Source organism: Aggregatibacter valvarum (assembly GCF_980468985.1).
Genome location: NZ_OZ413141.1, coordinates 727,891 through 742,480, shown reverse-complemented (window position 1 = coordinate 742,480; position 14,590 = coordinate 727,891). Strand labels below are relative to the sequence as shown.

General features: G+C 44.8%; 13 protein-coding genes. 4 read left to right on the top strand and 9 right to left on the bottom strand.

Annotated elements, in window-relative coordinates; all coding sequences use genetic code 11:
- Positions 1-266 precede the first annotated feature (266 nt).
- The 3 genes from AC30SF_RS03500 to parC all read left to right on the top strand — a co-directional run bounded on the left by AC30SF_RS03500 (position 267) and on the right by parC (position 5,664).
- Positions 267-1,217, top strand: a complete 951-nt coding sequence (locus AC30SF_RS03500) for a bile acid:sodium symporter family protein (protein ID WP_485860624.1) — start codon at positions 267-269, stop codon at positions 1,215-1,217.
- A 135-nt stretch (positions 1,218-1,352) separates the two neighbouring features.
- Positions 1,353-3,251, top strand: a complete 1,899-nt coding sequence (parE, locus tag AC30SF_RS03495; RefSeq protein WP_489607565.1) for a DNA topoisomerase IV subunit B — start codon at positions 1,353-1,355, stop codon at positions 3,249-3,251.
- A 160-nt stretch (positions 3,252-3,411) separates the two neighbouring features.
- On the top strand, positions 3,412-5,664 hold the full coding sequence (gene parC, locus AC30SF_RS03490; protein WP_489607564.1) for a DNA topoisomerase IV subunit A: 2,253 nt from the start codon (positions 3,412-3,414) through the stop codon (positions 5,662-5,664).
- Between the two features lie 350 nt (positions 5,665-6,014).
- Here parC and AC30SF_RS03485 read toward each other — a convergent pair whose 3' ends face one another.
- The 3 genes from AC30SF_RS03485 to AC30SF_RS03475 are packed head-to-tail and all read right to left on the bottom strand — an operon-like array spanning position 6,015 to position 7,914.
- Positions 6,015-6,431: a nuclear transport factor 2 family protein gene (locus AC30SF_RS03485; protein WP_021617006.1), complete on the bottom strand. Its 417-nt coding sequence runs from the start codon at positions 6,429-6,431 to the stop codon at positions 6,015-6,017.
- A 13-nt stretch (positions 6,432-6,444) separates the two neighbouring features.
- A complete protein-coding gene (locus AC30SF_RS03480; RefSeq protein WP_489607563.1) occupies positions 6,445-7,155 on the bottom strand; it encodes a tetratricopeptide repeat protein in 711 nt (236 codons plus the stop codon).
- A gap of 42 nt (positions 7,156-7,197) precedes the next feature.
- On the bottom strand, positions 7,198-7,914 hold the full coding sequence (locus tag AC30SF_RS03475) for a YwiC-like family protein (protein ID WP_296028022.1): 717 nt from the start codon (positions 7,912-7,914) through the stop codon (positions 7,198-7,200).
- A 101-nt stretch (positions 7,915-8,015) separates the two neighbouring features.
- Between AC30SF_RS03475 and AC30SF_RS03470 the strand changes: the two genes are divergently transcribed.
- Complete coding sequence (locus AC30SF_RS03470) at positions 8,016-8,369, top strand: RidA family protein (RefSeq protein ID WP_489607562.1); 354 nt, start codon at positions 8,016-8,018, stop codon at positions 8,367-8,369.
- Here the strand turns inward: AC30SF_RS03470 and AC30SF_RS03465 are convergent.
- Genes AC30SF_RS03465 through mepA form a run of 6 tightly spaced genes read right to left on the bottom strand, consistent with a single transcriptional unit; the run spans position 8,366 to position 14,584 of the window.
- Positions 8,366-9,244: an endonuclease/exonuclease/phosphatase family protein gene (locus AC30SF_RS03465; RefSeq protein ID WP_489607561.1), complete on the bottom strand. Its 879-nt coding sequence runs from the start codon at positions 9,242-9,244 to the stop codon at positions 8,366-8,368. The two genes, AC30SF_RS03470 and AC30SF_RS03465, sit on opposite strands and share 4 nt — an antisense overlap.
- Positions 9,244-11,289 (bottom strand): DNA polymerase III subunit gamma/tau, encoded by a 2,046-nt coding sequence (dnaX, locus tag AC30SF_RS03460; RefSeq protein ID WP_489607560.1) that lies wholly within the window; start codon positions 11,287-11,289, stop codon positions 9,244-9,246. Before dnaX ends, AC30SF_RS03465 begins: the two co-directional genes overlap by 1 nt.
- Positions 11,290-11,314: 25 nt before the next feature.
- A complete protein-coding gene (gene apt / locus AC30SF_RS03455) occupies positions 11,315-11,926 on the bottom strand; it encodes an adenine phosphoribosyltransferase (protein ID WP_376921671.1) in 612 nt (203 codons plus the stop codon).
- Positions 11,927-11,947: 21 nt separating this feature from the next.
- Positions 11,948-12,904 (bottom strand): lauroyl-Kdo(2)-lipid IV(A) myristoyltransferase, encoded by a 957-nt coding sequence (gene lpxM, locus AC30SF_RS03450; RefSeq protein ID WP_489607559.1) that lies wholly within the window; start codon positions 12,902-12,904, stop codon positions 11,948-11,950.
- A 36-nt stretch (positions 12,905-12,940) separates the two neighbouring features.
- Complete coding sequence (locus AC30SF_RS03445) at positions 12,941-13,708, bottom strand: TSUP family transporter (RefSeq protein ID WP_489607558.1); 768 nt, start codon at positions 13,706-13,708, stop codon at positions 12,941-12,943.
- Between the two features lie 3 nt (positions 13,709-13,711).
- Positions 13,712-14,584, bottom strand: a complete 873-nt coding sequence (gene mepA / locus AC30SF_RS03440; protein ID WP_489607557.1) for a penicillin-insensitive murein endopeptidase — start codon at positions 14,582-14,584, stop codon at positions 13,712-13,714.
- Positions 14,585-14,590: the final 6 nt, after the last annotated feature.

Sequence of the window (14,590 nt, the reverse complement as noted above, 5' to 3'; positions counted from 1 at the left end):
TTTTCCTGATTATGTATCAAATATAGAAATGGTTGAAGTCCTTGTCGAAACATTAGCTTTATATTGAAATAGGCTAAAGTGATTCATCCTCCTACAACCTCAGGAGACTGAGGTTTCAGCTTTGTACAACAGCCACATAATATCGCGCAATCCACTTCTCAGGGCATGCTAAAAAAAATCCATGAAAAATCTTTGTATTCCCCGTCAAATTTCTGTTATTTTTAACTTCTTTTTTACTACTCGGTATGTTTATTTAAGGAAAATTTATGCCATATCTGCTCAAGTTAACCCAATTTGTGAGTAAAACCTTTGCACTTTGGGTGTTACTCTTTGCGTTCCTCGCGTTTGTTTCACCGGAAGCCTTCCTCGAAATCCGTGGATATATCCCTTACTTACTGGGCATTGTCATGTTTGGTATGGGCATTACCCTCACCTTTAACGATTTCAGCGAAGTCGTTAAGCACCCGAAATCCGTTATTGTCGGTGTGGTTGGACAGTTTGTGATCATGCCGGCTATTGCGTTTGCATTAGCAAAACTCTTTGCGCTCCCAACAGATTTAGCCATCGGCGTGATTCTGGTAGGCGCTTGTCCGGGCGGCACCTCCTCCAACGTGATGACCTATTTAGCGAAAGGCAACACCGCACTTTCTGTCGCGTGCACCACCATTTCCACCTTACTAGCACCGTTATTAACGCCGGTCATTTTCTATGTATTAGCCAGCCAATGGATTGATATTGATGCCTCTGCCATGTTTGCTTCGGTATTAAAAATGGTGCTCTTCCCAATTTTCTTAGGTTTAGTCATTCGCGCCTTATTAAAAAAACAAATGGCGCAAATCAGTCAAACCATGCCGTTGGTTTCGGTGATTGCCATTGTATTAATCCTTGCCGCCGTCGTCGCCGGTAGCAAAGACAAAATCATTGATTCCGGTTTATTAATTTTCGGCGTTGTCGTCTTACACAACTGCCTTGGCTATCTCGTTGGGTTTATCGCTGCCAAAGCCTTACGCCTCAATAATTACGACAGCAAAGCGATCGCCATTGAAGTGGGTATGCAAAACTCCGGTCTCGGTGCTGCCTTAGCCACGGCGCACTTTAATCCGATTGCCGCGGTGCCAAGTGCCGTTTTCAGTTTCTGGCACAATGTTTCCGGCCCGATATTAGCCAACTATTTCTCCACCCTGAAAAATCAGCATGACGAAGATCCGTCGTCATAATCCAAAGTTCTGCTAATACGACCGCACTTACCTCTCCCTCCTTTCGACAAAACCGGTAAGTGCGGTTAAAAACCCCGTTGTTTTTTGCTATAATCCTGCGCAATTTTGCTTCCAAGATTTTATTAATGAATGACTATGACAACGAATTATTCCGCCAACGAAATCACCGTTTTAAAAGACCTTGAACCCGTACAACTCCGCCCGGGTATGTACACCGACACCACCCGCCCAAATCACCTCGCACAAGAAGTTATCGACAACAGCGTGGACGAAGCCCTTGCCGGTTTTGCCACGAAAATCGAAGTGATTTTGCATAAAGATCAATCCATTGAAGTAATCGACAACGGGCGCGGTATGCCGGTAGATATTCACCCGGTGGAAAACGTCTCCGGCGTAGAAGTCATCATGAGCAAACTGCACGCCGGCGGTAAATTCTCCAATAAAAATTACACCTTCTCCGGTGGTTTGCACGGGGTGGGGATTTCTGTGGTGAACGCCTTATCCGAGCGAGTTGATGTCACCGTTAAACGTAACGGTGAAGTGTATAAAATCGCCTTTGAAAATGGCAAAAAAGTAGAAGATCTCACCGTTATCGGCACCTGCGGTCGTCGCACAACCGGCACTACCGTGCACTTCAAACCCAATCCAAAATATTTCGACAGCCCAAAATTCTCTGCCAGCCGTTTGCGTCATTTACTCCGCGCCAAAGCCGTGTTGTGCTCAGGACTCGAAATTAAATTTATCGATAAAGTGAATGACACAGAAGACACTTGGCTTTATCAAGACGGTTTGAACGACTATTTAATGGAAGCGGTAAACGGTTTAGTCACCTTACCGGAACAACCGTTTATCGGTGAATTTAAAGGCGAAAAAGAAGCGGTATCTTGGGCGTTATTATGGTTGCCGGAAGGTGGCGAACTCATTGGTGAAAGCTATGTAAACCTGATTCCGACCGCACTTGGCGGCACACACGTCAACGGTTTGCGTCAAGGGTTATTGGACGCCATGCGTGAATTCTGCGAATTCCGCAATTTATTGCCACGCGGTGTAAAACTTACCGCTGACGATTTATGGGATCGTTGTGCTTATGTGCTGTCCCTTAAAATGCAAGATCCGCAATTCGCCGGACAAACCAAAGAACGACTTTCCTCCCGTCAAAGTGCGGTGTTTATTGGCGGCGTGGTGAAAGATGCTTTCAGTTTGTGGTTGAACCAAAATATTCAACAAGCTGAATTATTGGCAGATATGGCAATCAGTTCCGCCCAACGCCGTTTGCGTGCAACGAAAAAAGTGGTGCGTAAAAAACTGGTGAGCGGTCCAGCCTTACCGGGCAAACTTGCCGACTGTTCGCAACAGGACTTGGATAAAACCGAGTTGTTTTTAGTAGAGGGCGATTCTGCCGGGGGCTCTGCCAAACAGGCGCGAGATCGCGAATATCAGGCGATTTTGCCGTTGCGCGGTAAGATTCTGAACACCTGGGAAGTGTCACCGGAGCAAGTGTTAGCCTCACAAGAAGTGCATGATATTGCCGTGGCATTGGGTATTGACCCCGACAACGATGATTTATCTCAACTTCGCTACGGCAAGGTCTGTATTCTCGCCGATGCGGATTCGGATGGTTTACACATTGCCACCTTACTTTGCGCCCTCTTCCTACGCCATTTCCCAAAACTGGTAGAACAAGGCCATGTGTATGTGGCGATGCCACCGCTCTATCGAATCGACTTAGGCAAAGAAGTCTTCTATGCCCTCGATGAAAGCGAAAAAGACGCTATTTTGGATCGTCTCAAAGGGAAAAAAGGCAAGCCGAACGTACAGCGTTTTAAAGGGTTGGGTGAAATGAACCCAATGCAATTACGCGAAACCACGATGGATCCAAACACCCGTCGTTTAGTGCAACTCACCTTTGAAGCGCAAGGCGAAGAAAGCCAAGAAACAATGGAAACTATGGATATGCTACTGGCCAAAAAACGCGCTGAAGACCGTAAAAACTGGTTGCAAGCGAAAGGGGATCAAGTGGATTTGGCTGTGTAAGAAGAAAAGTGCGGTGAAATTTTCAAACACTTCAAAACATTTCAAAAATCAACCGCACTTTAAATCTCCCCTAGCCCCTCTTTACAAAAGAGGGGAAACTTGGCGAAAGCCAATAAATTAAACGAATATTATCGACATAAATAAAACGCAAAAATAAATCATGACTGACTCCATCAACTACGAAGGCATTGAACAAATGCCACTACGCCACTTCACTGAAAGGGCGTACCTCAACTACTCCATGTACGTCATCATGGATCGCGCCTTGCCGTTTATCGGTGATGGTTTGAAGCCGGTACAGCGACGCATTATTTATGCCATGTCCGAGCTTGGGCTGAATGCAGCGGCAAAATATAAAAAATCTGCCCGTACTGTGGGGGATGTATTGGGTAAATTCCACCCGCACGGTGATAGCGCTTGCTATGAAGCCATGGTGTTGATGGCACAGCCCTTCTCTTACCGTTACCCATTGGTTGACGGACAAGGCAACTGGGGCGCGGTAGACGATCCGAAATCTTTCGCGGCGATGCGTTATACGGAATCCCGTTTATCTAAAATTTCAGAAGTTCTATTGGCAGAGCTCGGTCAAGGTACTGTAGATTACCAGCCAAACTTTGACGGTACCTTAGAAGAACCGCAATATTTGCCGGCACGTTTGCCGCATATTTTACTCAACGGCACGACAGGGATTGCGGTGGGGATGGCAACGGATATTCCTCCGCACAATATTAATGAAATTGCTGACGCTGCAGTGATGTTGCTGGATAATCCAAAAACGACCTTGGATGACTTGTTGACCGTGGTGCAAGGCCCGGATTTCCCAACTGAGGCAGAAATCATTTCGCCGAAAGAAGAAATTCGCAAAATATATCAGCAAGGTCGCGGCTCTATCAAAATGCGCGCCGCATGGAAGAAAGAAGACGGGGAAATCATTATCAGTGCCCTGCCGCACCAAGCCTCGCCATCCAAAGTGATTGCGCAAATTGCCGAGCAAATGACGGCGAAAAAATTACCGATGGTAGAAGATATTCGTGATGAAGCAGATCATGAAAATCCGGTGCGCATTGTGATCGTGCCGCGTTCGAATCGCGTAGATACTGATGCCATGATGGCGCATTTATTTGCCACCACCGATTTAGAAAAAAGCTATCGTGTCAACATGAACATGATTGGTTTGGATTACAAACCGGCAGTGAAAAATTTGTTAGAAATCCTCACTGAATGGCTGACTTTCCGTCGCACCACCGTGACCCGCCGCTTGCAATATCGGTTAGATAAAGTGCTTGCCCGCCTGCATATCTTGCAAGGTTTGATGATTGCCTTTTTGAATATTGATGACGTGATCGAAATCATCCGTCACGAAGATGAGCCGAAAGCCGAATTAATGGCTCGTTTCAACTTAAGTGATGAACAAGCGGAAGCCATTCTGAACTTGCGTTTGCGTCATTTGGCGAAACTGGAAGAACATCAGTTGCAAGCGGAACAAGCTGAACTGGAAAAAGAGCGGTCATCTTTGGAAGAGATTTTAGGCTCCGAACGTCGTTTAAATACGCTGTTGAAAAAAGAAATTCAACAGGATGCCAAAACGTACGCCAGCCCACGCCGTTCGCCGTTAGTTGAACGTGCGGAAGCCAAAGCCATTGCAGAAAACGAAATGCTGCCGACAGAACCGGTGACGGTGATTTTATCGGAAATGGGTTGGGTGCGTTGTGCTAAAGGACATGACATTGATCCGCAAGGCTTAAGCTACAAAGCCGGCGACAAATATTTGGCGCATGCCTACGGCAAAAGTAATCAACCGGCGGTGTTTATCGACAGCACAGGGCGCAGTTACACACTGGATCCGCTAAGTCTGCCGTCCGCCCGGTCCCAAGGCGAGCCGCTCACCGGCAAACTTACCTTGCCGGCAGGTGCAACCGTTGATCAGCTGCTTATTGAAAATGAAGATCAACCGTTGCTTATGGCATCCGATGCCGGCTATGGCTTTATTTGTAAATTCGCCGATTTAGTCGCTCGTAACAAAGCCGGTAAAGCACTCATTTCCTTACCGGAAAACGCCAAAGTGTTACCGCCGTTAACACTGAAAAATCCGACCGCACTTTTGGTGGCGCTTACCTCCGCCGGCAGAATGCTAATTTTCCCTGCACAAGATTTACCGGAACTGTCCAAAGGCAAAGGCAACAAAATTGTCACTATTCCATCCGCCAACGCCAAAGCGCGTTCCGAATTACTGGTGCGGTTATTGTTGATTGAAGAAAATTCCAGCCTAGTCTTCCATTCCGGTAAACGTAAAGTGACCTTAAAGCCGGAAGATTTACAGAAATTCCGCGCCGAACGGGGTCGCAAAGGGACACAGCTACCACGAGGGCTGCATAGTAACGTGGAAATTGAAGTGGTAACTCCAGAGGAATAAGACGAAATTCAGACTCAAAAGGACGCGTGATTGGCGTCCTTTTTTATATGAAAAGTGCGGTGGGTTTTCCGGTTGCACGAAATCGTGAATGTCCGAAAAGCTTAAAATAACGTTCCGTGCATGGTTTGGTCGTGCATCAAGATGCACGCTACATGAATTGTGCATCGAGGTTAATCATTCGTGCAACAAGTTGCACGAAATCGTGAATATACGAAAGGGTTAAATAACATTCCGTGCGTGGTTTGGTCGTGCATCAAGATGCACGCTACGTGAATTGTGCATCGATGTTAATCATTCGTGCAACAAGTTGCACGCTACACACGAAATTGTGAATTACGCATTGAGGTTGGTCATTCGTGCTGCAATCTCGCTAACCCCTGACTAATCAGCAAACATCCTTTCCAGCCCCAATAGATTCTATGTTGTTGAATGAGCCCGTTTTCGATTTCCATCAATTCTAGAATATCAATTTGCTCACCCTCATCGGTTTGTCTTGGATATTCCCAAACTAATAAACGCCCATTTGTGAGATAGTCACCACGCCGAAACCATTTAACCAATTCGTTAGGACGACGCTTTGTCCCTTCCTGTAAGAAAAATTTAATGTCATCCTTGCCATTCAGTACGCCATTTGTTCTATCTAAGATAGCCGGAACCAAAGGACTTTCAAATACCGCATGATCCGCATATAACGCAATTAACGCTTCAACATCCCGCGCTTTCGCATACTCATGCCATTTTTCGTATATGTATCGAATCTCATCCATTTATTGTATCCACTTAACCTTCTAATAACGCCAGACGCTCTTTTGCCTCTTCAGAAAAACGGCTTTTTTGTGCGATTAAATCTTTATAAATAGAAATCGCCATCGGTCGGTTACGCTTCGTCCCTTCGCCATGTTCATACATTAACGCTAAACGGAAAATGGCTTCCTCATTGCCACGTTTCGCGCCTTTTTCTAACCAACGAAAAGCTTTGCTTAGGCTTTTAATCTTGTCCTCGTTGTAATACAACATGCCTAAAACCAACATGGCATGGGAATCATTGGCCGAGGCGGCTTTTTCCAATAAAGAGATGGCATGCGGAAGATTTTTTTTAATGCCATAACCGCCGGCATATAAAATCCCCAAATTTGTTAACGCCATGGCGCTACCTTTTTCGGCCGCTTCACTAAACCACCAATAGGCTTTACCGTAATCTTGTGCCACGCCATCGCCACGGAAATAAAACCGCCCGAGATCAAGCTGCGCACGACGATCATCTTTCAGCGCCAAAATATGCATGGTATTAAATGCGGTACGTAAATCGCCGGCTTGTAAAAAGCGTTGCGCCAATTCCCTCAACTGGTCGTTCGTTAATTGATTACGTAACAGCTTATCCATCTCTTGGACGGTATTTCCCACGGAAATTGGAAGTCCAAGATTGGCTTGGGTGAAACCGCTCAATACCCCGAATACGAGGGCAATATATTTCAATTGTTTTTTCATCATCTGTCTATCTTTTCATCATCTCTCTATTTTTTCACCCTTTATCTACAACGTGGCATAAAGTAAATTCGCAAAAAACAATAGGGAAATCCCCATTTCGGTGAAACCCACTTGTTTTACCGACATTTTTTTCTGCGGTAGCCAAATTGCTCGAATGAATGGCGGCACAAACGCCAATGCCATGAGATATTGTTCTACCAAAATAAATCCAAGAATACAGAGGGCGTGAAAGCCGATGGATAATTTTAAATACAACGGATTTTTACGCTCGCGCATAACGGATTTTACATATAAGGTCGTTCCGATAAAAAATAAGCTCGGATACAGCGCGACCAGCCAAATTTTGTCATCAAAAGTGCGGTCAGAAAAATAATAGGATCCCATACCGGCAATGGCAAAAATCACAATACCTGCCAAATCATTTAAAAAAGCGCGCTCATCTTTCTGCTTAACGTAATAAATACTGATCAACACGAACGGCAACATGGCTGCCACAAATAACACCGTATGCCAGTTATAAATCAATACCGGAATAGCAAAAATGACACAGGCAAAGAAATAAATCCACGACCATTTGATATACAGTTCCAAATTTCTGCCTTTAAATAAATTCAGAAACGGATAAGTCATTAAATACAAGGAAAACCACGCCAACAAAAAGAAAATATGTTGCCAAATCGGATGACTGAGCAACATTCCGTATAAAAACGGCATAAGCGCCATCACAATGGCACCGTGTTGATTCGAAATTAATAGCTTCATAAATCAGATAAATTATTGAATGAAAGGTTCAAGAATTTTAGAGGTTTTTTATGAGGATTGGTATAATCTCTGAGAATTATTTTTATTCAGAGGAAGATGACATGACACAAATTCAACGCATTGACACCAACGCTCGTCTTGCAGAAGCCGTAATTTATCAGGGTGTTGCTTATTTTGCAGGGCAAGTGCCGGAAACCAGCGTAGAACAGAATGCCTACGAGCAAACGAAAGAAGTCTTGACGCTTATCGACAAGTTGCTGGAAAAAATACATTCCCATAAACGCCGTATTCTAAACGCACAAATTTTTTTGGCGAACATGCAGGACTATACGTTAATGAATCAAGCTTGGGATGAATGGGTTGATGTGCAAAATCCCCCAGCGCGTGCTACCGTGGAAGCTAAACTTGCGGATCCTCGCTGGAAAGTAGAAATTGTGATCACGGCTGCGGTTTAATCTGCTAATTCCACCTCTAACAGCAACGGTGCATGATCAGAGCTTTCCGTGGGTTCTGTTGTGGCGTTCAACACATTCAGTCCACGCACAAAAACATGATCGAGCGGATTGCCTAAAAAGCGTAAGCGGTGATCTTGTTCAAAAGACACTTCCTCTAAACCAAATTCGTTGATCACTTTTCGGATGATTTGCGCGCGATAACCATTCCAAGAATTAAAATCACCGGATAACACAAGCGGACCTTGATGTTGAGAAACTAACTGCGTCAGTGTGCGAAGTTGTTCTTCATAAGTCGTGGGATTTATTTCAAAATTGATCAAATGCACGTTGACCAATAACAGCGCTTGCCCGTTGGACAGAGGCAAGCTCATCGCTGCGCCCACTTTGGGAATACGAATCCAAGGTTCGGATTTTGCGCCGGCACAGTAAAAGTGCGGTGCAAATTGAGAGAGAATTTCCACGCCTGATTGTTGTTGTAAATAGGCAAAGGCGCTGGCATAAAGTGCGGTAGGAAATCGCGATGAATATTGCGCAGCCAATTCTTGTGTGTTTAACACTTCCTGTAATAACAACAGATCACGCCCCTGCGCCAAACGATTCAGCGCTTCTTGCCAACCGGCATCTTGCCCTTTATGCAAATTCCAAACCAACAAGCTAAATGTCTTTTGTGTGATTTCGGGTGGTGCCTGGTCTGCTTGATAACAAATTAACTCATCCTGTTTTTTTATCGGATGATAGGTGAGATTTGGCGTCGTGCTAAAGTGAATATTGACGGGAGAGAAAATCGTTAAGCTATAAACAAGATAACCGGTAATCGCCGCTATAAGAAAAATGAGAAACGCGATGAATTTAAAGGCATGTTTTCTAAACATCATTACACCGGACGAATACTTTTCACATCAACGCTACAATCAAATTCGCGTTCTAATAATTGCAATTTTTGATCCTGCAATAAATCCTGTTTCGCCTGCTCCCGTAATTGAGCATAAATTTTGCGGCGATAATCAGTCGGCGTAAGATAGTGCTCGTCATCATTGATTTCAACGGTTAATGCAATGGTTTTTCCTAACACCTGTGAAATCGACTGCTGCAGCAATTTGCAATGCTTATCTTGATTCAAATGTGCATGGCTGGAACGTACGCCCAATTTAAGCGAATCTTCGCTTTCCGTCCAAATAAAGGTATTTAACGCAAATTCTTTGGTGAGATTTTCCACGCCACTTTGTTCAATCAACTGTGCCCAGCGATCTTGTTCTTCCGTTAAATGGACAATTTTTTGCTGTAATTCAGGGGTGATGTCTTGCAGAATGGCGGCCTTGATGTCTGAAGGTTTCGGGCCCTGCTCAACCTGTGCTAGCTCCGGGTTGCTCCACTCCCAACGGTAATCTTCGCCTAGCCCATCTGAATCGTTTTCTTCACTCTCCGATTCATTCGGATTTTCCACCGCACTTTTAGCATCCAAGGTGTCAGAAGCATGAGAAAGTGCGGTCAGTTTTTCAGAGGAATGTTGTGCTAGGTGCTCAGACTTTTTTTTTTCTTGAGAAGGGCTACTCGGCATCGCATCCAGTTGGTCTAATCCGTTTAATGCGCCAAGTACAGGCGAACTCACCAAGGGTTCTGTCGATTGCGTGGATTGAGGTTGCGCGCTTTTTACCACGGTTTCATTCGTAGTGGATTTTTTACGATCTTGATAATGGGCTTTTATCGCCTGAGAAACCACCGGCATTTCAATTGCCGCTGAAGCAGTTTGATCAGAAGATTTAACACGATTTTCCACCGCACTTGATGGATTTTTGGATGAACTTCCTTTCGTGCTGTTTTCAAGGTTTAGCGGTTGACCAATGAATTTCGGATGAAACGCCAACGCACGCAATAACACCATTTCCGCGCCCATACGCGCCGTCGGTGCCAAACTTAATTCTTTCCGACCACTCACCACCACTTGATAGAAAAACTGTACGTCCTGTGGTGCGATATGTTTCGCTAAAAAGCTAATGTGATCCGCTTCCGTTAACGAGGCTTGTGGTAATAATTGCTGCATTGCGATCTTATGCAAATTTTCTGCAACTTCACGCAACAGTTCATCCCAATCCCCCGCTTTATTCGCCACCTCATTCACAACTTGCATGAGCTTTTCGCCATTGCCTTGTTGCAAGGCATAAATCATCTCAATGGCTTGGATTTCATCCAATAAACCCAACATTTCATTGACAATATTGAGCGTGACATTGCCGTTACTCATTGCAATGGCTTGATCTGTCAAACTGAGACTGTCGCGAATACTGCCTTGTGCCGCGCTGGCGAGTTTATCTAATGCTAAAGACTCAAAGGGAATCTGTTCCTGATTTAGGATGTATCCCAAATGCTCGGCAATTTGTGATTGCTCCAAAGCTTTCAAATGGAACTGCATACAACGAGATAAAATCGTCACCGGCAGTTTATGAGGATCAGTAGTCGCCAACAGGAATTTCACGTATTCCGGCGGCTCTTCCAAGGTTTTTAAGAGCGCATTGAAAGAATGACGTGAAAGCATGTGCACTTCATCAATAAGATACACTTTATAACGCCCCAACACCGGCTTGTATTGCACGTTATCCAACAGCTCACGTGTATCTTCCACTTTGGTGCGGGATGCCGCATCGATTTCAATTAAATCGATAAAATTGCCTTCTTCAATGGCTTTACAATGTTCACATACCCCACAAGGCTCGGCAGTCACACCGTTAACACAATTTAGCCCTTTGGCAAATAAACGGGCAATGGAAGTTTTCCCCACGCCGCGCGTGCCGGAAAATAAATAAGCATGATGCAGACGATTTTCACGCAAGCCATTAGCAAGTGCGGTCAAAACATGTTGCTGACCGACAACATCAGCAAAGGTTTTTGGTCGCCATTTTCTTGCTAATACTTGATAACTCATGCTTTATCCCTGCCCGTTTAGAAGATTAATGACCGGCAAAATTAACTAAAGTATAAGGTTCTACGCCTAAATCGCGTAAGCGTTGTTCGCCGCCGAGATCCGGTAAATTAATTACGAATGCCGCATACTTCACTTCGCCGCCTAAACGTTGTACTAATTTAACCGTGGCTTCAACGGTTCCGCCTGTTGCCAATAAGTCGTCAATAATCAATACGTTATCACCTTTCTGGATGGAATCCACATGAATTTCTAAGGTGTCTTGTCCATATTCCAATTCATAAGATTGCGCAATGGTTTCACGTGGCAATTTACCCGGTTTACGTACCAACACGAAAGGCACATTTAATGCCAATGCCACTGGCGCACCAAAAATAAAGCCGCGGGATTCCGTCCCAATGACTTTATTAATGCCTTTCTCTTTGCAATGTTGCACCATCAAATCGATTGCCGCGCGAAACGCCGCCGGATTCTCAACTAAGCTGGTAATATCCCGAAAAATAATTCCCGGTTTTGGATGATCAGGAATGGATTTAATTGAAGAAGCAATAAGTGCAAGTTGTTTTTCCATTTTTTTACCTAAAAGTGCGGTTGTTTTTTCACGTGAATTAAAATGATAAGCCGGCGCGCATATTATCATAAATCGCTGGATTGCCGAACATTAATCATAAAGATCTTCGCCATTTTTTCGGGTGCGCAGAAGCTGCAAAATCCATACATATTGTTCCGGTGTTTCGGTGACAAAACTTTCGATTTCTGCATTCATGGCACGAGCAGATTGCTGCGGATCATCACTCAGTGTCATTGCCGGATGAATTTCCATTTGGTATTTACCAAGTTGTGCGTTATAGCGTGGAAACATCGGGATCACAACGGCTTTTGCCAACTTCGCCATTTTATTAATCCCCGGTAAAGTCGCTTTGTAGGTCGCGAAGAAATCCACATACACGCTTTGTTCTTCCCCAAAATCTTCGTCCGGCAAATAATAGCCCATTTGTCCTTGTCGAATGTGGCTCAAAAAGGGTTTGATGCCATTTTGGCGCGCATGCATTTTGCCACCAAAACGTTGGCGCGCCAGCGTCCAAATCCAATCCACCAGCGGATTGCGATGTGGGTTATACATGGATGTCATCGGAATGCCATGAGTGTGCAAAATAATCCCTGACGCATCAATCGCCCAACCGTGTGGCACCAGCAAAATCACATTTTTACCCTGCTCTTTTGCCTGTTTAATATGTTCAATGCCAATAAATTCACTGCGCTGTTGCAAATGTTTTTTTGAACGCACCGCAATTTCGCCGATCCCTAACATCACTTGCGCCAATACAACAAACATATCATCAATCACCTGTTCGCGGTGTTGTTCCGACCATTGCGGAAAGCAATATTGCAAATTAATTTGAGCGCGTTTACGTTGTTTTTTCGCTTTATGTCCAACCAACAGACCAATCTTGGCAGCAAATTTATCGCGCAAACGAAAAGGAATAAACGCCAGTAACAGCAAAACCAAAATACCGAGCCAAATGCCCCAGTATTTAGGCTTTAAATAGGACCACGAGAAATGCGGCTCATAGCCGACACGTGCCGTTAAACGAATATTTTGTTGAGAATCTGTCATAAAAAACGTTGCGGAAATTGACCGCACTTTATCCCGTTAGAAATTAAACCAGCCTTGATCAAAGGCCATTTTTATCGTCATGATGAAAGACATGACCACCACCATTGGGCGAATCAACGTTTTGCCTTTTGTCATCACCATTTTAGCGCCTAAATTGGCGCCAATAAATTGTCCCGCCATCATGGCCAAACCGACCGTCCATAAAATTTGCCCCCCAATAAGGAAAAAAATTAAGGAAGCCAAGTTAGAGGTAAAATTCATGACTTTGGCATGGGCGGTGGCCTTCGCTAAGTTAAAACCAAGTAATGTCACACATGCCAAGCTCATAATAGAACCGGTGCCCGGTCCAAAGAATCCGTCATAAAAGCCCATCAATGTGCCGATACAAAAAGCGAAAACTGGATAAGACAGACGTTGTTTACGATCTTCATCGCCCAGTTTAGGGGTCACTAAAAAATAAACGCCGATGGCTAAAATTAAAAATGGCAGCATTTTTTTAATGACGGAGGCATCAATCAGCTGAATTAAAATCGTTCCGGCGACAGAACCAAAGAAAATCATCAGCAAGATTAACCAAACTTCCGAAAAATTGACCGCTCTTTTGCGTAAAAAATAAAGACTGGCAGAAAAAGAACCACCACAGGCTTGTAGCTTGTTAGTCCCCAACGCAACCGCAGGCGGAATGCCTGTCATCAGCAATGCCGGAATCGTGATTAATCCGCCACCGCCGGCAATGGCATCAATAAAACCGGCAACCAAAGCGACCACAAATAAAATGGCTAAAATATCAAGACCGAATTCCATCCCTTACTCCAACCATTCACTCCGATTTGGTGAGTTTAAGATTTGTTGACACAAAAAAGGCTCCGGTGGTGTGACTTTGGGCTTGCTTGGTGTTGCCCCCGGTTTTGCCGGTTCAAACCAAGAATAAAGTTCACTATCACAACCATCTCCGGCTGGCACCGGTGCCTGATTTTCACAATGCTGTGCACCTTGCGGGCAGGTGAGCCGCACATGAAAATGGGAGTCATGCCCAAACCACGGCCGGATTTTATGTAACCAAGCACGATCCGAACCTGCCGTTTCACAGAGTTTCAATTTAATCGCCGGATTCACAAAAATACGCGTTACTTTCGGATCTTCTGCGGCTAACTTAATCAGTTTTGCGTGATTGGCTGTCCAAACGCTCTCATCTACCCGTTGTGCTTTGCGGTTCACCACCAACAAACCTTTTCCATCTGAATTCAAGGCATCAGTGTCAGACATACTGCCCATGCGCAACCAAATGTCGGCATCTAACCCCATTTGATGACTGGCGTGTCCCGTCAAAAAACGTCCGCCCCCCGGCATGGCAATATCACCCACCAGCATGGTCGGTAAGCCTGCCGCTTTGACACGTTGCCCTAGACGTTGCAAATAACGAATCATGTCCGGATGACCATAATAACGGTTTTTATTCATCCGAATAACTTGATAGCCTTCGCCTTTATAAGGCAAGGGTTCTGCGCCGATAATACAGCCGTTGGAATAGCTACCAATCGGCTCGGCTTTGCCGTTTTCTGCCGGGATCGGACGTTTGATCTGTTGCCAATCTTGTGGTGCAGCAAAAGTGGAGGTTGCAAAAAAAACGCTGCTAAAAATGACCGCACTTTTGATGAGTTGATGAAAAATCTTATTCATTATGGT

Excerpts from the sequence above, each read along its gene's own strand:
- AC30SF_RS03500 (WP_485860624.1), top strand. The coding sequence starts at position 267 with ATGCCATATCTGCTCAAGTTAACCCAATTTGTGAGTAAAACCTTTGCA.
- parE (WP_489607565.1), top strand. The coding sequence starts at position 1,353 with ATGACAACGAATTATTCCGCCAACGAAATCACCGTTTTAAAAGACCTT.
- parC (WP_489607564.1), top strand. The coding sequence starts at position 3,412 with ATGACTGACTCCATCAACTACGAAGGCATTGAACAAATGCCACTACGC.
- AC30SF_RS03485 (WP_021617006.1), bottom strand. The coding sequence starts at position 6,431 with ATGGATGAGATTCGATACATATACGAAAAATGGCATGAGTATGCGAAA.
- AC30SF_RS03480 (WP_489607563.1), bottom strand. The coding sequence starts at position 7,155 with ATGATGAAAAAACAATTGAAATATATTGCCCTCGTATTCGGGGTATTG.
- AC30SF_RS03475 (WP_296028022.1), bottom strand. The coding sequence starts at position 7,914 with ATGAAGCTATTAATTTCGAATCAACACGGTGCCATTGTGATGGCGCTT.
- AC30SF_RS03470 (WP_489607562.1), top strand. The coding sequence starts at position 8,016 with ATGACACAAATTCAACGCATTGACACCAACGCTCGTCTTGCAGAAGCC.
- AC30SF_RS03465 (WP_489607561.1), bottom strand. The coding sequence starts at position 9,244 with ATGATGTTTAGAAAACATGCCTTTAAATTCATCGCGTTTCTCATTTTT.
- dnaX (WP_489607560.1), bottom strand. The coding sequence starts at position 11,289 with ATGAGTTATCAAGTATTAGCAAGAAAATGGCGACCAAAAACCTTTGCT.
- apt (WP_376921671.1), bottom strand. The coding sequence starts at position 11,926 with ATGATAATATGCGCGCCGGCTTATCATTTTAATTCACGTGAAAAAACA.
- lpxM (WP_489607559.1), bottom strand. The coding sequence starts at position 12,904 with ATGACAGATTCTCAACAAAATATTCGTTTAACGGCACGTGTCGGCTAT.
- AC30SF_RS03445 (WP_489607558.1), bottom strand. The coding sequence starts at position 13,708 with ATGGAATTCGGTCTTGATATTTTAGCCATTTTATTTGTGGTCGCTTTG.
- mepA (WP_489607557.1), bottom strand. The coding sequence starts at position 14,584 with ATGAATAAGATTTTTCATCAACTCATCAAAAGTGCGGTCATTTTTAGC.